Genomic DNA, 23,355 nt, shown 5'->3' with positions numbered 1-23,355 from the left:
GTGTCTCCCGCGGCGAAGCCGAGCGCGAGGAAGATCCCCCCGATGGTGACGAAGGGGATCATGAACGAGACGCCGGTCATCAGATCTTCCTTGACGGAGGTCACGTGCGACCGCAGCACGCTCTCCGTCTTGTCGGTGGTACTCATAGCGTGTCTATCACCATCGTTCACCAGTGAGTGACTAAATACTACCGAACACGATTGTTTACGACTGAAATAGAAAAAATAAACGTGTTTCGTGCAGATTTCTCCGCGAGAACGGCCGGCCGCCGCCCCGTGAGCGGGACGCGTCCGTGTGGGTCGGAGCCTGCGACAGCGAACGCGGGCGGAAGCGAGATGCGGAACCGGAGCCAGAGCAGGAGCGCCGACCGTCAGTGTGCCTGCACGCCGTAGTCGTCGGTCTCGACGCGGTCGGCGACGGCCGACGCGGCGGTGCCGGCAGTCCCGACGACGCACGTGGCGACGTCGACGCCGAGGCGGAGCGCGTCCTCGTCGCCGTACCCGCGTACCCATCCCGCGAGCACCCCCGAGAGGAGCGCGTCCCCGGCACCGACCGTGTCGACGACGTCCACGTCCGCGGCGGGGACGTGCGTCCACCCGGCGTCCGAGGCGAGGAGCGCGCCGTCGGGCCCCAGCGAGGCGACGACGCGGTCGTACCCCTGTTCGCGGAGTGTCTCCGCCGCGGCGACGCACTCCTCGACCGAGTCGACGGGGCGGCCTGTCGCCTCGTGGAGTTCCTCGCGGTTCGGTTTACAGGCCGCGTACGTCGCGCCGAGCCGGGCGAGGGCGGCCCCGTCGACGTCGACGACCGTCTTCCACCCCCCTGCGTCGGCGATGGCGTCGATGGCGCCGACGTCGAGTCCCGGCGGGAGGCTCCCCCCGACGACGACCGTCTCGGGGGCGTGCGTCTCGATGTGGTCGACGACACGCGCGACGGCGTCGGCGTCGACCGTCGGGCCAGAGTGGTTGATCTTGTACTCGGCGTCGGGGGTCGAGAGCGTCACGTTCAGCCGCGTGTTGCCGGGGACGGAGACGAAGTCGTGGGCGATGTCGCTCTCGTCGAGGCGGGTGCGGATGAACGACCCCGTGAAGCCGCCGAGGAGCCCCGTCGCCACCGACGACACGTCGAGCGCGTCCAGATAGCCGGCGACGTTGATGCCCTTGCCGCCGGCGTCGAACCGGGCGTCGTCGGTCCGGGCGACGTGTCCGTCGGCCAGTGGCCCAGTCCGGACGGTGTAGTCGATGGCCGGGTTGAACGTCACCGTGACCACGGGCGGGGAGTCGGCGTCGTCTGTCATCGTCATCGTTCCTGTGCGTGGTGACGCTCGTGAACGCGACGCGAGGGGTGGACGCGGCCGGAGACACCCTGTTGTGCGGGTCGGTACGGTGAGGCTGGTGGGCTCATCTCGCGCAAACGTTCACACCAAGCTGCAAAAGTAGTTTTGAATGTGATTGTTTTTGATTACACGCGGCGAACGAATCGATGCTCCGTTCGAGGTGTCGGCACGTCTGGACCGCACTCCCTCGACGCGTGAGTGTCCGGTCACCGGCCGTCCCAGCCGTTGATGATGGGTTCGCGGAAGTCGGTGCCGAACGCGCGGCCGGAGACGGCGACGACGGGCGGCGTCTGGACGCGCTTGAACGTGTTCCGTTTCATCCGCCGGTAGGTGTCGTAGACCACCTCCGCGAACGCCTCGGCGTCGAGTTTGTCGTACACCGTGCGGCCCTCGTCGTCGGGGCGGTACCGCTTCTCGTCCAGGTCACGCCGCTCGAACTGCGCGACGATTTCGGCGGGACTCAGCCGCCCCTCGAGCAGGTCGCTGACGACGGGCGCGACGACGTCGTAGTCGAAGGGATCGACCTGGTCGGCGCTGAGTTCTGCGCTCGGCGGAATGTCGAACACCTCCCCGGGGATGACCTCCTCGCCCGCCCGCTCGTTGACGTAGGCGGCGACGTCGTAGACGTCTCGCTTCGAGAGGTCACCGAGGATGGAGAGTCCCCCGCAGGCGTCGCCGTACAGCGTCACGTAGCCGAGCGCCATCTCCGTCTCGTTGCCGTTCGTCACGAGCAACCCGCCGGAGTCGTTCGAGGCGAGCATCATCAGGAGGCCTCTCACGCGCGCGTAGAGGTTCTCCTTCGAGACGTCCCGCCCGACGGGACCGACGTTCGACTCGTAGGTATCGAGCAGTTCCTCGAACGCCGACTGGACCGGGACGACGCGGTAGTCGACGCCGAGGTTCTCCGTCAGTCGCGCGGCGATGCCCTTCGTCGTCTCCGTGTTGACCGCCGAGGGGAGGTTGTAGGCGACGACGTTCTCGGGGCCGAGCGCCTCGACGCAGACGGCGAGGCCGAGCGAGGAGTCGATACCGCCCGACACCGACTCGATGACCGTCTCGAACCCCGTCCGCCGGGCGTACCCGCGCAGGCCGAACGCGAGCGCCTCGAACAGTTCCTGCTCACGACGCTCCGGGTCGACGGCGTCCCCGGCGGCGACGAGGGGGCCCCCCTCGCGGGAGACGCCGCCCGAGACGTGTCGGCCGACGCCGCCCGCGTCCCCACCGCGTCCGAGTTCGAGTTCGAGTTCGACCGTCAGCAGGTCGGTGTCGAACTGTGCGCCGCGGGCGACGAGCGCGCCCGTCGTGTCCACCGCGAGCGAGTCACCGTCGAAGACGATGACGTTCCGCCCGACGTCGGCGACGCCGGCGGTGTTCACGTACAGGAAGGGGACACCGGTCGCGGCGACGTGGTCGCGAATCACGGCCGCGCGCTCGGCACGCTTCCCCACCTCGAACGGCGAGGCGTTGACGTTGACGAGCACGTCGGCTCCCGCCTCGGCCAGTTCCCTGACGGGCCGGCGGTCGTACGCCGCGTCCCACATGTCCTCACAGACGGAGACGCCGAGCGAGACCGACTCCCCGCGTACCTCGACGTCGACGGGCGACACCGCCTCGCCCGGTTCGAAGTACCGTTCGTCGTCGAAGTAGCGGTAGTTCGGCAGGAGGACTTTTCGAGAGACGCCGACGACGTCGCCGTGCTGACAGACCGCGGCGGCGTTGTACCGGTCCTCGCCGTCGCGGTCGACGAACCCGACGACGGCGGCCGTCTCGCCGGTTCGCGCGGCGAGGTCGTTCAGCGCCTCGCGGTTTCGGTCGACGAACGTGTCGTCCTCGACGAGGTCGAGGATGCAGTAGCCGGTGACGGCCATCTCGGGGAAGACGACGACGTCTGCTCCCTCCCGGGCCGCGCGGTCGTACGCTTCGACGAGTCGGGCAGCGTTGCGGTCGATGTCGGCCGTGGTCGGGCCGAGTTGGGCGAGTGAGACGGTGAGCGTCATGCGAGTACGGTCGGGGTTCCGACCGCCGTTGGTGAGTCTCGGGAGTCGAGCGGCTTATACTGTCGGTCGATTCCGGGGGCGCGGTCGTCCCGAGGGACTGTGTGACGGTCGGCGGGTACCCGGCCGCGGGGACGAACACGACGACTGCGTGGCCGCCGGGACGGTGGGGCACCCGCGGTGCGGCCGGTGCGCGGGAGCGAGCGACGTGAGCGACTCGTGCGAGGGTGCGTGCTCGCGCCGTCGTGCGCGAGTACCTTGCTGGGGCGGGTGAGGACACACCGCGCCCGTGTGCCGTGCGGTCACCGTACACTCGTCCGCACCGCCGACACGGTGCCCGCTCCGCTCCACCGACGAACACGCCACGTCCCGCACGGGACCGTCTCACCCGTCTCACCCCGGCACGTCGCGCCGCTCGAACAGTTCGGCGGCGAGGACGACGCCGACGATGCAGACGACGACCAGCACCCCCACGTCGCCGGGGTCGACCTCCGCGTCGACCAGAATCTCGGCCGCGTCGAAGTACCGCGACAGTGCCGCCGTCCCGAGCCACTCGTAGTCGGTCTCCACCGTGAGCGCGTCGAGGAAGTACGTCCCGACGACGGCCCCCAGCGCCCCGGCGCGCGCGTGTCTGACTCGGCTGACGGCGACGCTCGCGACCAGCCCCACGGCCGCGTTCGCGGCGTGGTAGAGGACGAACAGCGCGTGGAGGCGGAGGAAGTCGAGCGGGTCGACCGTCTCGCCGATGACGGCAACGAAGACCAAGAGGGCGAGGAAGGCAACGCCGTTGACGGCGACGATGGCGGGGAGAAGCGACAGCGCCTTGGCGACGACGATGCGCGACCGGGACACCGGACTCGCGAGCAGGAGGTCCGCCGTCCGGTCCTCGACGTCCCCGGCGACCAGCGAGGCGGCCGCGTACGCGAAGTACGCCCCGAGGACGAGCACCCAGATGAGCTGGTACAGTTCGGTGAGGAGGAACCCCTCGACGGTCCCGAGGTCCGTCACGCCGCCGAGGAAGGCGGTCTGCACCTCGGGCGGGAACGACTCGACGTACGCCTCGAAGTCGACGCCCGACTCTGCAATCGAGGGGAACAGTCCGACGGTGAGGCCGACGAACGCGACCATCACGACGGTGAGCAGCGCCGTCCCCCTGAGCCGCCGTCGAGCCTCGAAGCCCGCGATGTCACGCATCGGTCTCGTCGCCCCCGTAACCGTGGGCTCGGTCCCCCCGCGCGTCGGGCCCGGCCGCGTCCGTCGCACCGTCCTCTTCCCCGTTCTCCTCGCCGCCCTCTGTCTCCTCCCCGGTGTAGAAGTGGAGGAAGACGTCGTCGAGCGACGTCTCGCGCACCTCCAGGTCGTCGACGTGGAACCGCTGGAGGACGTCGAGCAACCCGTCGTAGTTCCCCGTGAGGAGCAGACGGTACCTGGTCGTCGACTCCGACGTGCCGTCGACGCGTTCGGCGGTGGCGACACCGTCGATGGCGAAGGCCTCGGGTGGCGGCGACTCGCCGAGATCGACCGTGACGACCTTGCCGCCCTTCTCGAGTAAGTCGTCGATGGACTCGACCGTGACGAGGCGGCCGTCGCGGATGACGGCGACGCGGTCACAGACGCGTCGCACCTCACTGAGGACGTGCGACGAGAAGAGGACGGTCACGCCGCGTTCGCGCTCGGCGTCGAGGAACTCGTAGAAGGCGTTCTGTACGATGGGGTCGAGTCCCGACGTGGGCTCGTCCATCACCACGAGCGACGGGTCGTGCATGAACGCCTGGACGAGGCCCAGTTTCTGTCTGTTCCCCCGCGAGTACGTCTCGATGCGGCGGTCGAACGGCGCGGGGAACCGCTCTTCGAGTTCCGCACGACGGTCGCCGCCACGGAGCGTCTCGAGGTAGTCGAGCAGGTCCCGCCCCCGGACGCCGTCGTAGAAGGCGACGTCGCTGGGCAGGTAGCCGACCTTCGCCATCGCCGTCAGCCGCGCCCGACGGTCCGTGACCGGCGACCCGAGCAGCGAGGCGGTCCCGCTGGTCGGTGCGAGGAAGCCGAGCAGCGTCCGGATGGCGGTGGACTTGCCGGCGCCGTTCGGGCCGAGGAAGCCGAATATCTCGCCCTCTCGGACGGTGAGCGAGAGGTCCTCGACGCCGCGGACGTCGCCGTAGTACTTCGTCAGCCCCGAGCACTCGACGGCCGCCGGTCGGCCGTGGTCGGAGGACGTCCCCGTGACCATACCCTCGATACAGCGGGTGCGTACAAATACGTGGGACTCCTCTACCACAGACGACATGACGCGTCCGGTCCCCCTCGCCGTCACGTTCCTGCTTCTCCTCTCCGCGGTTGCCGGCGTCGCTGCCGCGGACGAACAGGTCATCGGCCGTCCCGAGGTGTCGCTGTTCGCCCCGGACAACGTCCTCGTCCCCGGCACCGACACGAGGCTCGACTTCTTCGTCGTCAACGACGGCCAACTCACCCGCGGGGGCCCAGCACCGTTCGAGGAACGGGTGACGACGGCGCGCGCCGTCAGGGTGGAACCGCTCGCAGAGGCGGCACCGCTCACGGTCCGGACCGGTCCCGTCCCGGTCGGGTCCGTTCCGGAGGGGACGGCCGGGCCGTTCGGTCTCCGCGTCACCGTCGACGAAGACGCCGAACCGGGCACGTACGAGATTCCCGTCCGCGTCTCGTACGCGTACACGCGCATCGTCACCTACGACGCGACGGACGAGGAGGCCAGTCCGTCCTACTCGGAGGCGTCTGTCACCCGCCGGGCGACGCTGGCCGTCCGTATCGAGAACCGTCCGCGGTTCGCCGTGGTGGACGTCGAGACGGACGTCGCCGTCGGGAGTCGGGGGACGGTGACCGTCGAGGTCAGAAACGTCGGCACCCGTACCGCTCGCGACGCGACAGTGGCCGTCGCCTCGGCGGACCCCGACCTCCGGGTCACGACCGGCGAGTCGGCCACCGTCGCCGCCGGCGACTGGGCACCGGGTGAGACCAGACGGGTCACCGTCGAGGCGCGCGCCGCAGACACCCCAGCGACGCGGGACTACCCGCTCCGACTCACTGTCGACTACGACGACGACGAGGGGGTCAGGCGCACTGCGCGCACCCTCACCGCGACGGTCCGACCGCAGGAACGGGCCGCGTTCGAGATCGACCGAGTGGAGAGTGACCTGGCGGTCGGTCGACGCGGGGCGGTCGAGGGTGTTCTCGTCTACCGCGGCGAGCGCTCCCTCGACGACGTGACGCTCCGCCTCCTCGAGTCGGGGTCGCTCGCGCCGACGGAGACGGCGTACCCGCTCGGCACGCTCGACCCCGGCGAGCGCGTCCCGTTCCGGTTCACGCTCGACGTCCCGCGAAACGCCTCTCCGGGCCCGCGACGGCTCCCGTTCCGCGTCGAGTACGACGCCGCGAACGAGCGACAGTTCTCGGGCACGCTCTCCGTCGTCGCCCCGGTCGACCCCTACCGCGAGGTGTTCCGCGTCGAGGCGCGCGAGTCACAGGTCGCCGTCGACGGCGAGTCCCGACTCGTCGTGGAACTCACGAACGTCGGCGACGACCCCGTCCGGGACGCGACGGCACGGCTCTCCGTGACCGAACCGCTGGAGAGCGACGTCACCGAGGCGTTCGTCGGGTCGCTCGCCCCCGGCGAGTCGACGACCGTCGCGTTCGCGCTGTCGGCGACGGACGAGGCCATCCCGTCGACCCTCCCGGCGACGGTCCGCGTGGCGTACACCGACGAGACCGGCCGCGACGTCGTCTCCGACCCCGCGACGGTCGGGGTGCGCGTCGTCGAGGAGGAGTCGAGCCTCCCGGTCCCCGTCCTCGTCGCTGTCGTCGTCACCGTCGTCGGGGCGGGCGTCTGGTGGTCGCGCCGTCGCTGACGCATCAGTTTACGATTCTCTCGTCTGATGGCGAAATTCGTGAAAGAATATGTATCTCTGAGGCCGGTCGCTGCTACGTTCTCAGCCGAGATAACCGGTGCCACACGTTTATATATTGAAAGGCCGGAGGTGTAACTGTGCCCGGCACGGGGGCACCCCACCACCGGAAACCACCACCCACCACATGCAACCTCCCGCCCCCGTCCGGGACACCCACAAACCCCACCACCAGACCATGAGCGCCATCGAACCGTCGAACCAGAGCCAGCACACCCACCTCGAGGAACTCCCGCAGTTCGACCTCGAATACCTCTTCGATGACGACGACTGCCCGACAGAGGTAACGGTCTTCGCGGACGACCCGGAGAGCCTCTCGACGCGATGGATCACCATCGACCGCGAGTTCGCGGTGCCGCTCGAAGAGGTCCGCTGACCTCGACGGTTCCAGCGCCACGGTCACGCGGGATAGCCCGACGACTGCACCCACGGTACACCCACCACCTTGTAGCCGCGCCGTACGGAACACGGCCATCGGCTCTCTTTCACCGCTCGCCGCGAGCGACTGCGCCCGGTTCTCGCCCGTGACCGCGGCAAGGATTTAGCCACCCCCAGACGTAGAGCGTGGTATGTCCGATGTCGTCGACGGTCTCGAGGGTGACCTGCGGAGTAACGGAATCAGTGTCGAGGCGCTCAGCGTCGAGGAGGCGGTCGACCTCACGTACCTCACGGCGTTCCCCGGGTCGCGCATCAACCACCAGGAGATGGGCCGCGCGTGCACCGTCTTCCTCGACTACGCCGAGACGGACGAGTGGTCGCCCCGTCGGGTCGACGCGACGGTGCTTCGCTCCGACGACGACGTCCTCGGGACGTGGCACATCGAACCCGAGTGGATCACCGGGTACACCGAGTATCGCCTCAGCGACGAGGACTTCTCCGAACGCGTCCTCGACACGCTCAGCCATCAGGAGACGGAGCAGACGGAGGCGCAGTCGTGAGCTCCCGGAGTCGGCTCGTCGACCGCACCTCGAAGTTCGACTACTCGCGCGTCACCGTCACGTTCGAGAGTGGGGGTGACCCCTGTACGGGGTGGCTCTACCGCCCGGACCGCCCGGCCGACGCGCCCGTCGTCGTGATGGCCGGCGGTCTGGCGCTCCCGCGGTCGGTCCTCCGACCGCTGGCCGAGCGGTTCGCCGAGGCTGGGTACGCCGCGTTCTGCTTCGACTACCGCGGGGTCGGCGACAGCGAGGGCGACCCGCGTGGCCTGCTCTCGCCGGCGCGCGGCGTCGCCGACTGGGAGGAAGCCGTCGCGCGCGTCCGCGAACTCGACGGCGTCGACACCAGCAGGATGGTGCTCTGGGGGCACTCGCTCGGTGGGTCGTACGCCCTCTCGGCCGCGGCCGAGGACCCCCGCGTCCGTGCCGTCGTCGCCGTCGCCCCCGTCCTCTCGGGGAAGACGCTGGTCCGCGCGCGCCCGCTCCCGGACGTGGTGAAGGCACTCGCCGCGGGCGTCCGCGACACCGTCCAGGGGAAACTGCCCCGACTGGGCCCCCACACAGTCCCGCTCGCCGGTGACGACACCGACGGCGCGTTCGTCCCCGACACGTCGTTCAGGGGGGCGTACCGCCGACTCACCACCATCCCGGACGTCCCCGCCCGGTCGTTCCTGGCGCTCTCGCGGTACGGCGTGTCGCTCGACGGCGTCACCTGCCCCACCCTGGTGGTCGCCGGCAGCTACGACGACCTCTCGCCCGCCGACGCGCTCGCGGACGCGGCCACGGACCACCCCGACGCGACGGTGCTCCGCGTTCCGGCGACGCACCTCGGTCTCCTCGACGACGAGGGAGCACTCGAACACACGCTCGTCTTCCTCGACGGCGTCCTCGGCTGACGGTCGGTCGCCCCCGCCGACGCGTCGGTTTCGACGCTGAGAACCGGGCGCGAACGCTTATACCCTCACCTCGCCGTACCAGTTGCATGACTCTCACCCTGTCGAGAACGATTGCGGTCCTCCTCGCGGCGCTCCTGGTGGCGAGTCTCGCCACGCCCGTCGTGGCACAGCAGGAGCAACCGTGGGACGACGAACTCTACGAGCGGATGGTCGAGATGCGCGAACCGTACAACGAACAGGCCCCGAAACTCGACCTCGGCGTCGCGGACAGCATGCTCGCGAACGAGCGCATCACGTTCGAGGTGACGAGAGGCGGCGAGACGGCGCACTTCTGGCTCGAGACCGACGGCCAGAAGCGCATCGCCGACATGGGCCGTGGCGAACACGAGAACCCGACGCTCGTCGCGAAGACCGACGCCGCGACCATCCGCGGCGTCGCCACGTCGGAGACGCCCTCGGCCGCGATGGCCTCGGCCGTCGAGTCGGGTGACATCACCTTCACCGGACAGAGCGCCGGCAAGTGGACCGCGACCACGGTGTTCAACATCGCGCTCGGCGTGAAGAACCTGCTCGGTCTCTGAGACATCCCTCCCCCACGGTGTGACGGTCTCGGACGTCCCACCGATACCGTACTTCTCTCGACCTTCGTCCAACTATACACGAGTTCCGAGTCCATATGTCGAAGAATACTTGTATTATTTCGTCGTACGGTGGAACGAGACGTCGGCCGCCGCGGGTCTGCGGTCGACGCGACGCGAACCGAGGCAACCGTGTCAGCACACGATACGAGTCCGATCCGGCGGAGCATCGAGGTGGAGTACTGGGTCGTCGACAGCGAGGGGCGGCTCGTCGAACCGGGTGCCCTCGTCGAGACTGCCGCGGGGGTCGAACGGGAGTTCGTCGAACCGCTCCTCGAGGTCAAGACCACACCCTGTGAGACGACGGCGGCACTCGAGGCGGAACTGTTCGACCGCCTCGGACGGGTCCTGCAGCGCGCAGACGACCTCGGCAAGCGGCTCGTCCCTCTCGGAACGCCGCTCCACCACGAGGAGATCGACGAGCTGCCGAGCGAGCGAACGCGCATCCAGAACGCGGTCGTCGGCGAGAGCTTCGCGTACGTGCGCCACTGCGCGGGGACACACGTCCACGTCGAACAGCAACCCGGCCGCGCGGTCGACCAGTTCAACACCTTCGTCGCGCTCGACCCCGCGCTGGCGCTCGTCAACTCCTCGCCGTACTTCGGCGGCGAACGGCTGTGTGCGGGCGCGCGCTCGAAACTGTACCGCCGGATGGGGTACGACGACGTCCCCCACCAGGGGTGGCTGTGGCGCTACCTCGACGACGTCGACGAGTGGGACCGCCGTCTCGAACGCCGGTACGACGAGTTCGTCGCCCGTGCGGTCGAGGCGGGCGTCGACCGCCGAACCGTCGAGTCGAGTTTCGACCCCGAGAGTGCGGTCTGGACGCCCGTCCAGTTCCGCGAGGCGTTCGGGACGGTCGAGTGGCGCTCGCCCGACACCGCGCTCCCGAGCCAGGTCGTCCGCCTGGCCGACACGCTCGCGGCGACTACCGAGCGCGTGCGGGACGCGAGCGTCCGTGTCGAGGGCGACGCCGGACGCGTGGACGACGAGGCCGTCGTCCTCCCGACGTTCGACGCCGTCCTCGAGTACGTCGAGGTGGCCATCGACGAGGGACTCGACTCCCGTCGCCTCCGTGCGTACCTCGACCGGATGGGATTCGAGGTCGGGGCGTTCGAACCGCTCTCGGCCGAGTTCGACGGCCGCGACCGTCTCACCCCCGACGCGGCGCGCGAACTCCGACTGCGGTACGCCGACCGACTCGCGCGGGACGTCCGCCGCTCGCGGGCGGTTCACGGCGACTGACGCCGGCGACCCACAACTCTCATACCCCCGACGCACGTCCCTCCGTCGATGACAGCCTCCCGCACGGTCGAACTCGAGGGCCACATCATCGACTCGGGGATGATGCAGCAGGCCTTCGGTATCGTCATGGACATGGGCGGCAACTTCGACGTCGAGGAGTTCGAGGTCGGGACCCACAAGGAAGCGGAGTCGTACTGCCGGATGGCGGTGTTCGCCGACTCCGACGACGACCTCCAGGAGATCCTGCACGAACTCCACCAGATCGGTGCGAACCTCACCGACCCCGTCGACGCCCACCTCGAAGCCGCGCCCGCAGACCGCGTCGTCCCGACCGGCTTCTACTCGACGACGAACCACCCGACACAGGTCCGCTACCGGGGCGAGTGGCTCGACGTGGAGAACATCGAGATGGACTGTGCCATCGTGGTCGAACCGGGCGACGAGGGGCGCGAGGCGCAACGCGCCTCGGACGGGTCGAGCGGGGACGACGAGTCCCCGCGAGATGTCCCCCGCGCGTACACCAAAGTCCTGAACGCTATCCGCGAGGACGACCTGGTCGTCACCGACGAGGCGGGCATCCGTGTCGACCCGCCCGAACGACCCCGCGACTCCTCGGGCCCGTTCGGCTTCATGCAGGGTGGCGTCTCCTCGGAACGCCCCTCCGAGTCGCTCATCCGGCAGGTCGCCGACGCGATGAAGAAGACGAAGGAGGAAGGCGGCAACATCCTCGTCGTGACCGGTCCGGCGCTCATCCACGCCGGTGCGGGCGACGACCTCGCCCGACTGGTGAGAGAGGGGTACGTCGACATGCTCTCCGCGGGGAACGGCTTCGCCGTCCACGACATCGAGCGCGGCCTCTACGGGACGTCGCTCGGGATGGACATGGAGACGCTCGAACACCCGCGCAAGGGCCACAAACACCACATCTACACCATCAGCGAAGTCGTCCGTGCGGGCGGCATCGCCGAGGCCGTCGACGACGGTCTCATCGGCGAGGGCGTGATGTACGAGTGCGTCAGGAACGACGTCCCCTACGTGCTGGCGGGGTCGATTCGGGACGACGGCCCCCTGCCCGACACCATCACCGACTCCGTCGAGGCACAGAACGCCATCCGCGAACAGGCCCACGAGGCCGACATGGTGCTCATGCTCTCGACGCTCCTGCACTCGGTCGCCGTCGGCAACTGTCTCTCCTCGACCACGCGCGTCGTCTGCGTCGACATCAACCCCGCCACCGTCACGCAACTCCTCGACAGGGGGAGCTCACAGGCCATCGGGATGGTGACCGACATCGGGACGTTCATCCCGACGCTGGCCGAGAAAGTGCTGGGCGAGGCCGCGGCCGACGACTCGGAGGCAGTCGAGAGCGTGGACGCGGACGACGACTGACCGCGTCGACCCGCGCTCGGTTACGCGGATGCGGTGAGCGGGACGACGGCCATCGGGACCGACGAGTTCAGCAGGACGGCCTGCGCCGTCGAGCCGAAGACGACCTTCGAGGTGGGGTTGCGCTTGCGGATGCCGATGACGAGTTCGTCCGCGTCGAACTCCTCGGCCGCTTCGAGCAGGTCCTCTTCGGGCTTGTTGTTCCGGACGTACTGGTGGGTCTCGACGGTGCAGCGGTCGCCGAGGCGGGAACTGACGGCGTTGAGGGCGTCCTCGCCGTCGCGGACGTCCTCCGCGGAGGTGTCGTCGCCCCCCTTGAGAGAGTTGACGGCGACGACGGTGTCGCCCTCGCCCACGCGGGTCTGCAGGTAGTCACAGAGCGTCGCGGCGGTGTGGACGGATTGCGTTCCGACGACGTAAGTCGTCATGTCTCAACGCGCGCGACCCGCGACCAAAAAACCGCCCCTCGGTTCTCGGTTCGCTGGTGACGGCGCCCCGGTCTGTCGGTGGGTCGTGGCGCCGCGGCGAACCGTCGGCTGCAGAAGACATTTACCCGATACCGTTTTGCTCGCAGACGTATGCCCCGTGACAGAACACTGGCGGCGGGGGCGGTCGGACTCGTCGCCGTGGCCCTCCTCGTCGCCGCGGCGGTCCCCGGTGTCCTCGCCGACCCCGCGGACGACGGTCCGACCCGTCCCGGCCCCGTCCGCATCGCCGAGACGAGCATCGCCCCCGGGACCGTCTCGGGTCAGACGACTGTCCTCCACGTCCAGACCCGACTCGACCACCGCGGGAACCCGACGCCGAACGTCACCGTCCGCTTCCGTGCGACCGACGCGGAGTCGGGCTTCGTCGCGGCGACGGAGACGGTCGACGTCGGCACGCTCGAAGACGACGGTGAGACGCTCGTCCAGACGAACCTCACCGTCGAGCGCGAGGGCGGCTACCGCATCGAGGCGACGGTCTTCCAGGACGGCGACCGCGTCGGCTCCGGTGGCAAGACCGTCTCGGGCCTCGAAGCGCTCACGCCCGAGTACGCCCGGACGACCGTCGGATTCACCGACTCCGAGGCGCTCCCGCCGGTCTCGTTCTCGGTCGGGTCCGTCGAGGGGAACCGGACGACGCTGGACCTCGCGGCGACGCTGACGAACCGCGGTGACGACCCCTCCGAGGACCTCCGGGTGACGGTGGTGCTCCGGCAGGCCGACTCGAACATCGTCGCCGCCCGCTCCGAGGCGCAGGTCGGCACCATCCAGCCGGGTCGCACCGAGACGGTCGAGACGCAGACGAGCGTCCCGAGCGAGTACAACTACTACGTCGACGCCGTGCTGTGGAAGGACGGCGTCGTCGTCGACACCGCCCGCTCGGCGGCGAACCTCGACCCGACGGAGCGCATCAGCGTCAACGAGACCGAGCGCGAGGTCGAACTCCGCGTCGAGGACTTCTCGGGCGACGACGACGAGCGCCCGCGTCCCGAGGGGACCGAGGCCCGGACCGTCTCGACCAGTGCGCCCGGGTTCGGCGTCGGTGTCGCCGTCGCCGCGGTGCTCTCGCTCGCCCTCATCGCCCGGAGGTGGGACCGATGACAGACGCCGACGCGCCGGCGAACGCGGACGAGCGGACCACCGCCACGCGAGTCCGCCGGGGGCTCGACTACGCCCTCCTGGGTGGGCTGGCGTTCCTCGGTCTCGTCGCCGCCATCCAGTTCTACCTCGCGGCGGACCAGACCATCAACGTCTGGGTGACGCGAGAGTACCGCCCGCCGTTCAAGATGGTGTTCAATCTCGTCGTCCTCCTCGTGGTCGGCATCGGCCTCTCGCGCCAGGTCCGGCGGCTGTCGGGGTCGGACACGGAGACGGCTCCAGACACCGACACGGCCGCCGCGAGCGCCGAGACGACGGGTGACGGAGGAGTCGAGTCGCCGTCGGCGACCGATGACGACCTGTCGCCGTCGGCGACCGACGCTCCGGAACGTTCATCGACCGACGGCGACGGTCCCGACGATTCGGGGGACCGGACGAACCGCTCCTGAACTGCCCGCTTCTCGCTCGCTGACGCTGGTGGACGTCGGCTCCCGGCACGGCGGTCGTCGCCGAGACTCAGGCCAGCACGACCCACGCACAGAACACGGCCAGCCCACCCAGAGTCGTGCTGGCGACGGCGTGGAGGCGAAGTCGGTCGAGCAGGGTGTGTGCGTCGCCGTCGACGGCGAGGGCGTCGTGGATCTCGCTCCCCAGTTCACACCGGGGCAGGAAGTCCATCGCGACGTGGAGGAAGATGCCGGTGGCGAAGCCGAAGACGACACCGCGCACCGCGGGCGCCGCCGGCAACTGGAGCGACGCGGCCGTGATGGCCGTCAGCCCCACGCCGACGGCCGGGAGGAGGATGGCGGTGGCGTCCTTCTCGTTCCGGACGAGTCGGGCCGCCGCCGCGTAGCCCGCGGGCCCCTTGTGCGAGACGATCGACAGGCCGAGGACGAGGCCGAGGTCGGGCATGTTGCCGTAGACGACGCCGATGACGACGCCCGCCGCGAGGGCGTGTGCCGAGAGCTCCGCGACGGTCCGGTCGAGCGGCATGTCGACGTGGGCGAGGCGGTGGCCGATGGAGTGGGATGCGAAGCCGACGAGCACCCCGACTGCGACGCCGAACCCGCCGAACTGCGCGTGGTGGCCGATGGCCGTCGGGAGCAAGAAGACGGCCGCCGAGGTGATCATCGCCCCCGAGGCGAGTCCGTACCCCCACACCAGCACGGCCGGGTTCTCGCCACGGGTCCGCGCTCCCACGAGCGCCGCGCCAGCCATCGCTGCGAACGCCACCCAGGAAATCCCGAGCAGCTTCCACAACCCCGCCGAGACGGCGTACGCCGAGAGGGCGACGAAGAGCACGAGTGCCCCGAGTTCGAGCCGTGAGACGCTCGGCACGGATATTAACTCCCGTGTCTCGGTTGTTAATCCCATAGTTAACAATCACCTCGTCATCGTTAATAATACCTCTGGTCGCAGGCACCCACCGTGGCGCGAGCCAGGGCGCCCCCCCGCGTCGGTGTAGACGAGTCCGCCCGGGTCGGCGATGCACAGCACGCTGTCGACCAGTGCCTGTCCGACCGCCCCACGTTCGACCACGTCCGGAGTCCACTCGGCGTCGCCGGTGTCCCCCGTCACGAAGGTGACAACAGGTCCGTGTCGGGTTTCGGTCCTGCTACCGACGGAAAACGGCCGCTCAGCGCGTCGCCTTCTTCCACGACCGCAGGTCGACGACCTGTCCGTCGAGGTCTTCGGTCGGGCAGTTGGTCGCCGCCCACAGGAACATCGGTGCGACGTCCTCGGGTTCCCGGCCCTGTCCACCCGTCACCTCGGTCGCGACCAGGCCGGGGTCGACGACGCCGACCGTCTGGTCGAGGTCGGTGGCGAACCCGCGGACCAGCGCCTCCGCCCCCGCCTTGGAGATGGCGTACGCGCCCATCCCCGGCTTCGCCTCTCGCGCGATCGACCCCGAGGGGACGAGAACCCGCGCCTCGTCGGCGAGATGGGGGACGGCCTCTTTGACCGTCGCGAAGACGCCGCGGACGTTCGTCCGGAGCGTGTCGTCGAACCGGGAGTACGGCTCCTCGGCGAGGTTCATCTGGCCCGGCGCCCCGTGGTTGACCCCCGCGTTGGCGACGACGACGTCGATGCGCTCGCCGAGTCGCGCCGCCGTCTCCATCAGCCGCTCGACGTCGTACTCGTCGCGGATGTCGGCCCGGACGGCCTCGACCGTCTCGAACTCGGCCGCCAGCGCCTCGAGGTCGTCGGTCGCGCGTGCGCACGCGACCACGATCGCCCCTTCGCTCGCGAACGCGCGGACGCAGGCCGCGCCGATGCCGCTGCTCCCACCGGTGATGACCACTGTCGTGTCGTCCATGCGGGGGCGTAGGACGGACGCGACTTGACAGTTCCTCCTCCCCGTTCAGTCAGTCGATTTATGCCCTCGACGCCCCTAGCGCGATTATGAATTCGGTCTCGGACCTGTCGGCGCTCGACGGCGCCTCGGTGGTCGTCGTCGGGGGTGGCTTCGGCGGGCTCTCTACTGCGTGTTATCTCGCGGACGCCGGCGCCGACGTGACGCTCCTCGAGAAGAACGAGCAGCTGGGCGGCCGGGCCTCCCGGCTCGAACGCGACGGCTTCCGGTTCGACATGGGCCCCTCGTGGTATCTCATGCCCGACGTGTTCGAGCGGTTCTTCGGGCACTTCGACCGGACGCCGAGCGACTACTACGGACTCACGCGTCTCGACCCCCACTACCGCATCTTCTTCAAAGACGGTGACCGGGTCGACATGGTTCCCGACCTCCAGCAGAACCGGGAGACGTTCGAGGCGTACGAACCCGGTGCGGGCGCGAAGTTCGACGAGTACCTCCGCAAGTCCGAGCGCAACTACGAAATCGGGATGGAGCACTTCGTCTACGAGGACCGCTCCCGCGTCCGGGACTTCCTCGACATCGACGTGGCGAAGAACGCGTGGGGACTCTCCCTCATCGGGTCGATGCAGGACCACGTCGAGAAGTACTTCTCACACCCGAAGCTCCAGCAGGTCATGCAGTACACGCTGGTGTTCCTCGGCGGGTCGCCAAAGAACACGCCGGCGCTGTACAACCTGATGAGCCACGTCGACTTCAACCTCGGCGTCTACTACCCCGACGGCGGACTGGGCGGGGTCGTCGACGGCATCGTCGCGATGGCCGAGGAACTCGGCGTCGACTTCCACACGGGGACGCCCGTCGAGGAGATTCGGGGGCGGTCGGGGGCGTTCGTCGTCCGCACCGCGAACGGGGAGTTCCTCGCGGACTACGTCGTGAGTGACGCCGACTACGCCCACACCGAACAGGAGCTCCTGCCGCCGGAGAAACGGCAGTACTCCGACGCCTACTGGGAGTCGCGGACCTACGCCCCCTCCGCCTTCCTGCTCTACCTCGGCGTCGAGGGGGACGTCGACCCGCTCGCACACCACACGCTCGTCCTCCCGACCGACTGGGACGAACACTTCGAGAAGATTTTCGAAGACCCCGCGTGGCCCGACGACCCCGCGTACTACCTCTGTGTGCCCTCGGAGACCGACGACGACGTCGCACCCGACGGCCACTCGAACCTCTTCGTCCTCGTTCCCGTCGCCGCCGGCCTCGAAGACACCCCTGCGCTCAGACGGGCGTACCGGGACCGCGTCCTCGACGACATCGCCGACAACACCGGCGTCGACCTCCGGGACCGAATCGTCGTCGAGGAGTCGTTCTGTGTCTCCGACTTCGCCGCCCGGTACAACGCGACGAAGGGGACCGCGCTCGGTCTCGCGCACACCCTCCGACAGACCGCCATCTTCCGCCCGCCGAACGCCTCCCAGAAGATGGATGGGCTGTTCTTCACGGGGTCGTTCACGCAGCCCGGAATCGGCGTCCCGATGTGTCTCATCAGCGGACAGCTCACGGCAGAACGTATGGCCGAGACAATCGGTGAGTGACGGGATGGACACGACTACAGACGACGGCCGCGCGGGGACGAGCCACGCGGTGAACGGGGGCGAGAGCGGGCAGGAGGGACGTCTCCGGTACCTCCTGACGCTCTCCCGACCGCGTTTCTGGCTCTACCTCGCGGGACCGGTCATCGTCGGGGTCACCGCCGCCGCCCGCGCGCCGCCCGAACTGTTCGCCCCGCTCGCCGTGGCGTTCTTCGCGTACTTCCTCGTCCCGGCGAACCTCTTCCTCTACGGCGTCAACGACGTCTTCGACGCCGACGTCGACGCGGAGAACCCCAAGAAAGAGGGGAGAGAGGCACGCTGGCAGGGCGGGCGCATGGTCGTCGCCACCATCTTCGTCTCCGGGGCGCTCGGACTGCTCCTCGGCGCCGTCTCGCCTGCTGTGGCCTGGCCGTACCTCGCCGGCTTCTTCCTCCTCGCCGTCGAGTACAGCGCGCCCCCCCTGCGGTTCAAGACGACGCCGTTCCTCGACTCGCTGTCGAACGGGCTGTACATCCTCCCTGGAGCCGCCGCCTTCGCCGCGCTGTCGGGGACGCACCCGCCGCTGCCGGCGCTCGTCGGCGCGTGGCTCTGGACGATGGGGATGCACACCTTCTCCGCGATTCCGGACATCGAACCGGACCGCGAGGCCGGCATCAGCACGACGGCGACGGTCCTCGGCGAGGAGCGGACCTACGCGTACTGCGGGTCGGCCTGGCTCGCTGCCGCCGTCGCCTTCTCGGTCGTCGACGCCCGGGTCTCGCTGTTGCTCCTCGCGTACCCGGTGGTCGTCTTCGTGCTCTACTGGTCGGAGGTGCCGACGGAGCGTGCGTACTGGTGGTACCCCGCGCTGAACACGCTGGTCGGGATGGTCCTCACTCTCGGCCTGCTCTGGAGACTCCTGTATGGATAGGCGCGCCGTCGAGGCACGACTGGAACGCCTCGTCCGGGAGAACCGCTTCACCATCTCCGTGTTCTTCCCGCTGAACGGGGCGGTGCTCCTCGTCGCCAGCGCGGTGGGACTCCTCCCGCCGCCGCTGGCGTTCAACCCGTTCCTCATCCTGTTCGGCACGCTCGTCATGCGGTCGCCGCTCGTCGTCGGCGTGCTCCCGCTCGTCGACCGGAAGGCGGTGCTCGCACTGAGCGCGCTCGTCGCGTACTCGTACGGCATCGAGTTCCTCGGCGTCCACACGGGGGTCCCGTACGGCGAGTTCTTCTACGGCGTCGACCTCGGCCCCACCCTGCTCGGCGTCCCACTGGGGCTCCCGGTGTTCTTCATCCCGCTCGTGATGAACGCGTACCTCCTCGTCTCGCTCCTCCTCGGGGAGCGGGCGGCGTCACGGCCGGTCCGCCTCGTCAGCGTCATCGCCGCCGTACTGGCGATGGACCTCGTCCTCGACCCGGGGGCCGTCGCACTCGGCTTCTGGGTCTACCCCGACGGTGGCGTCTACTACGGCGTCCCCCTGTCGAACTACGCGGGGTGGGTGCTCTCGGCGACTGTCGCCGTCGTCGCACTCGACGTCGCCTTCTCCCGCCGGGCCCTCCTGGAGCGACTCCTGTACACGGAGTTCATGCTCGACGACCTGGTGAGCTTCGTCATCCTCTGGGGGGGCATCAACGCCTGGTTCGGCAACTGGGCCGCCGTCGGCGTCGCCGCCGCCTTCGGGGCCGGCCTCGTCCGGACCGACCGCTTCGACTCCCGCCTCCTCCGGGTCCCCCGGCCGCGACTCGACCGGTTCTGGTGACAGTCGAACATCCAGTCAATCGTGAATGTTATATAGACTGTCTATCGAATGTAGATGTCATGATCGAGGGAGAGGGGGACGCAGAGCCGGATGTGGGGTATCGGTCGGTACTGGACGGGGTGTCAGACCTCGTCGTTCTCGTCGATCCGGACGGGCGTGTCACGTACGCCAACGCGGCGTCCGAACGGCTTCTCGGGGTCGCTCCCGAGACGCTGGTGGGCGAACCGCTCGTGCGCTCTGTCCACGAGGCCGACGCCGACGCGGTCGAACAGTTACTGTCGGCGCCAGCCTCGGCGTCGACAGCGGCCGACGCCCCGCGGAGCGTCGAGGCCCGTGCCCGGAGTGCAGACGAAGGGGACCGTCGCTGGCTGGCGTTCGTCCGCACCGCCCGTCAGCCGGCGTCGTCCGACGCCGTCGTCGTCGCCGTCCGGGACGTCACCGAGCGCCGCCGGCGTGAGGGGCGAATCACTGCCCAGAACGAGCGCCTCGAGCGGTTCGCCGCGACGGTCTCGCACGACCTCCAGACCCCGCTCAGCGTCGCCAGCGGGAGCCTCGAACTCTACCGGCGGACGGGCGACGAGTCGTCGCTCGAGCGCGTCGACCGTGCGCTCCAGCGGATGTCGGAACTGACGTCTGACCTGCTCGGCCTCGCCCGCGAGGGGGGACGCGTGGCGGACCCGGACCCCGTCGACCTGTCGGTGGTCGCCGCCGCGGCGCTGGAGACGAGCCCCCTCCCGGCAGACGGAGTCGCCGTCCACCCCGACCTCCCGACGGTCCTTGGGAGTGAAGTCCGCGTCCGGTCGCTGTTCGAGAACCTCTTCCGGAACGTCGCCGACCACGCTGGTCCCGACGCTCGGGTGTGGGTCGCCCCGCTCACCGACGGCGAGGACGACAGCGGCGGGAGCGCCGTCGGCTTCGTCGTCGAGGACGACGGGCCCGGAATCGCCGCGGACGACGCCGAGTCAGTGTTCGAGTTGGGGACTTCCTCCGATCACGACGGGACGGGCATCGGCCTCCACGTCGTCGACACCATCGCGTCGGCACACGGCTGGGACGTCTCGGTCACGGCCGGTCGTCACGAGGGGGCGCGGTTCGAGTTCCGCGGCGTCGACGTCGTGCCCGCGGCAGACGCGGACGGAGCGGACGGGGACGTGAACCCGAACGTGAACGGAGCGGAGTAGCCGAACGGGGTCACCTGTCGGTGGTCGTGGTCGTCGTCGCTGTCGTGGTCACAGGCGTGTGTGGTCCGGGCGGCCGGGCCCGGCCCGGTCAGATGAGGTTCCGGACCCACGCCGCGAAGCGGTGTCCGCGGCCCTGTCTGGGGTGTCTGTCCGGTTCGTGCGCGGCGTGGGTGGCGGGGTACGGAACGACGCTCACCCGGCGGAACACCGTCTCGGGGTCGTGCGAGCGCACCCACGCCAGTCGGGTCCGCGCGAGGAGCCACAGCTTCCGCGACGTCGACAGCGAGGGAGTCGTCGACAGGACGTCGTAGTCGACCTGGCGGATGGCGCGGTGGTGGTCGGCGTACAGCACCGCCGCGAGGAGGACGGCGAACTGGCAGTCCTCGGGGAGGTACTTGATGCCCGCTACTCCCTCCCGGTAGAGTTCCTCGGTCCGGTCGATTTCGTCCTCCATGACGGCGCGGAACCGCTCGGAGAACTCGAAGTTCTTCACCTCCGCCTCGCTCACGTCGTGGCGACGGAGCGTCTCCTGTGGGAGGTAGACCCGGTCACGCTCGACGACGTCCTCGCGGACGTCGCGGAGGAAGTTCGACATCTGGAACGCCTCGCCGAGTGCCGTCGCGTGCGGGAGTGCCCGGTCGCGCTCGGCGGGGTCCATCACGGCGGTCATCATCCGCCCGACGGCGGCGGCGGACCCGTCCATGTACGCCTCCAGTTCGTCGTACGTCTCGTACCGACTCTTCTCGATGTCGGCGAGCATCGCGTCGACGAACACCTCGACGTCCTCGTCGTCGATGTCGTTCCGTTCGCGCACCTCGCTGAACGCGGCCAGCACCGGGTCCGTCGGCTCCCCCCGGCCGAGCGCCTCCGCTCGTAGCCGTTCGAGCTCTTCGCGTTGCTTCTCGGGTGGCGCAGGGTCGGCCGTGTCGACCACCTCGTCGGCGACCCGGAAGAACGCGTACAGCACGTACGTGGCGTGTCTGACCCGCTCCGGGAGGAGGCGCGTCGCGAGGTGGAACGTCTTCCCTGTCCGCTGTTGGATACGTTTGCTCTGTTCGACCTGTCGTGTGTTTACCATTGTATGCGAGGAGAGGAGCGAGTAGTTAGTCGGTGACTCCGCGGGCAGCAAGTCATCGTATTGGATACGCCTAAGGACTCTCGTAATATAACGCTTGAGGCCGTTCGAGGTCCGCGCTTTCCGGCGCTCGTCACGCGATTTCTGCCGTCGCTCGTGACCGACCGGGCGACTCACCAGAACGTGTCGCTGCAGTCGTAGACGACGCCGTGCTCAGGACAGACGTACTTGCAGTGACGGTGGTCCATCGAGGCCCCACAGAGTGGACAGGGGCGGCCCCTGATCGGTTCGTCCATACGTCAGGTGGCGGACCGCCGGGCAAAGACCCTTTCTCTCGGCCGCAGTCGCCCGAAGTTGGTACCGATTTGGAAGAGAGTGTGAGGTGAGTTCGGCCAACGAATATGACGGTGTGCGCCTACCTCCGGATATGGAGTCGAACTCGACGCCGTCGACACCGTCCCCGAGCCGAGCACTCGAGGCGGCCGTCGCGCTCACAGTCGGCATCGGCGCCGTCGCCGGGTCGTACGCCGCCGTCGGAGCCCGCCCGACGTTCCTCGCCGCGCCCGTCGCCGAGTGGGTGACGGCACTGACGCCCGACGCCGTCGTCACGTGGGCCATCCTGACGCTCGGGAACCTCGGCCAGTCGCTCGGGTTCGCGCTCGCGCTCGTCCTCTGCGTCCTCGCCGTCGCCGCCGTCACCGTCGGCAGTCGGGCCGTCGCCCGCGGCACCAGCGCGGACCCACTCGTCACGCACGCCCTCACGGCGCTCGCCGTGGGTGGCGGCACCGCCGCCCTCACCGGTGGCCCGCTCTCGGCGGTCGGTGCGGCGGTCGGTGCCGGCGTCGTCTCGCTGTCGACCCACCGCGTCGGCTCGCCCCCGGCCGACTCGCCCCCCGACCGCCGCGGGTTCCTCCGCTCTCTCGTAGCGGCCACCGCCGTCACGGGTGCCGGCGCGTTCCTCGGGACGCGGCCGTCGCTCGCCGACACCTCGGGCGGTGCCGCTGCCGGGGCGAGCGAGGAGGGGAGCGACGCGGGCGACACCGTCGTCGACGACCTGCTGGCGACGGCGTCGGTGCGGACGCTCGACCTTCCCGACCTCGACCCGCTCGTCTCGCGGGACTTCTACCAGGTCGACATCAACAGCGTCGACCCCGACCTCTCGGTCGACGAGTGGTCGCTCCGCCTCACCGGCGCAGTCGACGAGGAACGGACGTTCGACTACGACCGGCTCACGGAACTTCCCGCCCAGCACCGCTTCGTCACCCTGCAGTGTGTCGGCGACGGACTCAACGGGAAGAAGATCGACACCGCGCTGTGGACCGGCGTGCCCATCGCCGAACTCCTCCCCGACCTGCCCGACGAGTGCTGCGTGATGCTCCGCGCCGCCGACGACTACTACGAGGAGTTCCCGATGGCGGCGCTGCGGAACGGCTTCGTCGCCTACCGGATGAACGGTCGGCCACTCCCGCGAGGCCACGGCTACCCGGTCAGGGCACTCATCCCCGG

Annotated in this window: 23 protein-coding genes and 1 pseudogene; 14 read left to right on the top strand and 10 right to left on the bottom strand. The window is 69.4% G+C overall.

What is annotated here, in order from left to right; genetic code table 11:
- From ACESK5_RS13730 to ACESK5_RS13710, 5 genes and pseudogenes are all read right to left on the bottom strand, one after another.
- Window positions 1-146, bottom strand: a pseudogene (locus ACESK5_RS13730) (sugar phosphotransferase); the annotation flags it as partial.
- 224 nt (window positions 147-370) lie between these two features.
- Window positions 371-1,297, bottom strand: a complete 927-nt coding sequence (gene pfkB / locus ACESK5_RS13725) for a 1-phosphofructokinase (RefSeq protein ID WP_372912148.1) — start codon at window positions 1,295-1,297, stop codon at window positions 371-373.
- Between the two features lie 245 nt (window positions 1,298-1,542).
- Window positions 1,543-3,333 carry an NAD(+) synthase gene (gene nadE, locus ACESK5_RS13720; RefSeq protein WP_372912147.1) on the bottom strand — a complete coding sequence of 597 codons (1,791 nt, stop codon included), beginning with the start codon at window positions 3,331-3,333 and terminating at the stop codon, window positions 1,543-1,545.
- A 390-nt stretch (window positions 3,334-3,723) separates the two neighbouring features.
- On the bottom strand, window positions 3,724-4,524 hold the full coding sequence (locus tag ACESK5_RS13715; RefSeq protein ID WP_372912146.1) for an ABC transporter permease subunit: 801 nt from the start codon (window positions 4,522-4,524) through the stop codon (window positions 3,724-3,726).
- The gene (locus tag ACESK5_RS13710; protein ID WP_372912145.1) at window positions 4,517-5,557 is read right to left on the bottom strand and encodes an ABC transporter ATP-binding protein; all 1,041 of its coding nucleotides are present in this window, start codon (window positions 5,555-5,557) and stop codon (window positions 4,517-4,519) included. The genes ACESK5_RS13715 and ACESK5_RS13710 overlap by 8 nt, the downstream gene beginning before the upstream one ends.
- A 55-nt stretch (window positions 5,558-5,612) precedes the next feature.
- On the opposite strand from ACESK5_RS13710, the gene ACESK5_RS13705 reads away from it, so the two are divergent.
- The 7 genes from ACESK5_RS13705 to ACESK5_RS13675 all read left to right on the top strand — a co-directional run bounded on the left by ACESK5_RS13705 (window position 5,613) and on the right by ACESK5_RS13675 (window position 12,368).
- A complete protein-coding gene (locus ACESK5_RS13705) occupies window positions 5,613-7,208 on the top strand; it encodes a COG1361 S-layer family protein (RefSeq protein WP_372912144.1) in 1,596 nt (531 codons plus the stop codon).
- Window positions 7,209-7,392: 184 nt separating this feature from the next.
- Window positions 7,393-7,641, top strand: a complete 249-nt coding sequence (locus ACESK5_RS13700; protein WP_372912143.1) for a hypothetical protein — start codon at window positions 7,393-7,395, stop codon at window positions 7,639-7,641.
- Window positions 7,642-7,834: 193 nt separating this feature from the next.
- Window positions 7,835-8,203, top strand: coding sequence for a hypothetical protein (locus ACESK5_RS13695; RefSeq protein ID WP_372912142.1), 369 nt, complete (start codon window positions 7,835-7,837; stop codon window positions 8,201-8,203).
- The gene (locus tag ACESK5_RS13690; protein ID WP_372912141.1) at window positions 8,200-9,096 is read left to right on the top strand and encodes an alpha/beta hydrolase; all 897 of its coding nucleotides are present in this window, start codon (window positions 8,200-8,202) and stop codon (window positions 9,094-9,096) included. The genes ACESK5_RS13695 and ACESK5_RS13690 overlap by 4 nt, the downstream gene beginning before the upstream one ends.
- A gap of 86 nt (window positions 9,097-9,182) precedes the next feature.
- Window positions 9,183-9,677, top strand: coding sequence for a hypothetical protein (locus ACESK5_RS13685; RefSeq protein ID WP_372912140.1), 495 nt, complete (start codon window positions 9,183-9,185; stop codon window positions 9,675-9,677).
- 189 nt (window positions 9,678-9,866) lie between these two features.
- Window positions 9,867-10,979: a glutamate-cysteine ligase family protein gene (locus ACESK5_RS13680; RefSeq protein WP_372912139.1), complete on the top strand. Its 1,113-nt coding sequence runs from the start codon at window positions 9,867-9,869 to the stop codon at window positions 10,977-10,979.
- Window positions 10,980-11,027: 48 nt separating this feature from the next.
- A complete protein-coding gene (locus ACESK5_RS13675) occupies window positions 11,028-12,368 on the top strand; it encodes a TIGR00300 family protein (RefSeq protein WP_372912138.1) in 1,341 nt (446 codons plus the stop codon).
- Between the two features lie 20 nt (window positions 12,369-12,388).
- On the opposite strand, the gene ACESK5_RS13670 is transcribed toward ACESK5_RS13675, so the two are convergent.
- Window positions 12,389-12,793: a universal stress protein gene (locus ACESK5_RS13670; RefSeq protein ID WP_372912137.1), complete on the bottom strand. Its 405-nt coding sequence runs from the start codon at window positions 12,791-12,793 to the stop codon at window positions 12,389-12,391.
- A gap of 150 nt (window positions 12,794-12,943) precedes the next feature.
- On the opposite strand from ACESK5_RS13670, the gene ACESK5_RS13665 reads away from it, so the two are divergent.
- Complete coding sequence (locus ACESK5_RS13665; protein ID WP_372912136.1) at window positions 12,944-13,951, top strand: PGF-CTERM sorting domain-containing protein; 1,008 nt, start codon at window positions 12,944-12,946, stop codon at window positions 13,949-13,951.
- Window positions 13,948-14,397, top strand: coding sequence for a hypothetical protein (locus ACESK5_RS13660; RefSeq protein ID WP_372912135.1), 450 nt, complete (start codon window positions 13,948-13,950; stop codon window positions 14,395-14,397). The genes ACESK5_RS13665 and ACESK5_RS13660 overlap by 4 nt, the downstream gene beginning before the upstream one ends.
- Before the next feature lie 67 nt (window positions 14,398-14,464).
- Here ACESK5_RS13660 and ACESK5_RS13655 read toward each other — a convergent pair whose 3' ends face one another.
- Window positions 14,465-15,322, bottom strand: coding sequence for a ZIP family metal transporter (locus ACESK5_RS13655; RefSeq protein WP_372912134.1), 858 nt, complete (start codon window positions 15,320-15,322; stop codon window positions 14,465-14,467).
- Window positions 15,323-15,584: 262 nt separating this feature from the next.
- Window positions 15,585-16,265: an SDR family oxidoreductase gene (locus ACESK5_RS13650; RefSeq protein WP_372912133.1), complete on the bottom strand. Its 681-nt coding sequence runs from the start codon at window positions 16,263-16,265 to the stop codon at window positions 15,585-15,587.
- Between the two features lie 86 nt (window positions 16,266-16,351).
- Between ACESK5_RS13650 and ACESK5_RS13645 the strand changes: the two genes are divergently transcribed.
- Genes ACESK5_RS13645 through ACESK5_RS13630 form a run of 4 tightly spaced genes read left to right on the top strand, consistent with a single transcriptional unit; the run spans window position 16,352 to window position 20,774 of the window.
- The gene (locus tag ACESK5_RS13645) at window positions 16,352-17,854 is read left to right on the top strand and encodes a phytoene desaturase family protein (protein WP_372912132.1); all 1,503 of its coding nucleotides are present in this window, start codon (window positions 16,352-16,354) and stop codon (window positions 17,852-17,854) included.
- 4 nt (window positions 17,855-17,858) lie between these two features.
- On the top strand, window positions 17,859-18,761 hold the full coding sequence (locus tag ACESK5_RS13640) for a prenyltransferase (protein ID WP_372912131.1): 903 nt from the start codon (window positions 17,859-17,861) through the stop codon (window positions 18,759-18,761).
- On the top strand, window positions 18,754-19,593 hold the full coding sequence (gene cruF / locus ACESK5_RS13635) for a bisanhydrobacterioruberin hydratase (protein ID WP_372912130.1): 840 nt from the start codon (window positions 18,754-18,756) through the stop codon (window positions 19,591-19,593). The genes ACESK5_RS13640 and cruF overlap by 8 nt, the downstream gene beginning before the upstream one ends.
- Before the next feature lie 59 nt (window positions 19,594-19,652).
- Window positions 19,653-20,774, top strand: coding sequence for a sensor histidine kinase (locus tag ACESK5_RS13630; protein WP_372912129.1), 1,122 nt, complete (start codon window positions 19,653-19,655; stop codon window positions 20,772-20,774).
- 88 nt (window positions 20,775-20,862) lie between these two features.
- Here the strand turns inward: ACESK5_RS13630 and ACESK5_RS13625 are convergent, their stop codons facing one another.
- Window positions 20,863-21,852 (bottom strand): phytoene/squalene synthase family protein, encoded by a 990-nt coding sequence (locus tag ACESK5_RS13625; RefSeq protein WP_372912128.1) that lies wholly within the window; start codon window positions 21,850-21,852, stop codon window positions 20,863-20,865.
- 170 nt (window positions 21,853-22,022) lie between these two features.
- Window positions 22,023-22,145 (bottom strand): HVO_2523 family zinc finger protein, encoded by a 123-nt coding sequence (locus ACESK5_RS13620; protein WP_372912127.1) that lies wholly within the window; start codon window positions 22,143-22,145, stop codon window positions 22,023-22,025.
- 131 nt (window positions 22,146-22,276) lie between these two features.
- Here ACESK5_RS13620 and ACESK5_RS13615 point away from each other — a divergent pair.
- Window positions 22,277-23,355: molybdopterin-dependent oxidoreductase (locus ACESK5_RS13615; RefSeq protein WP_372912126.1), on the top strand; the 1,079-nt coding region annotated here is incomplete at its 3' end.

The sequence above is a fragment of the Salinigranum sp. genome (genome assembly GCF_041641895.1).
In the GTDB taxonomy this organism is placed as follows: domain Archaea; phylum Halobacteriota; class Halobacteria; order Halobacteriales; family Haloferacaceae; genus Salinigranum.
This window is presented reverse-complemented; position numbering and strand designations above follow the sequence as displayed.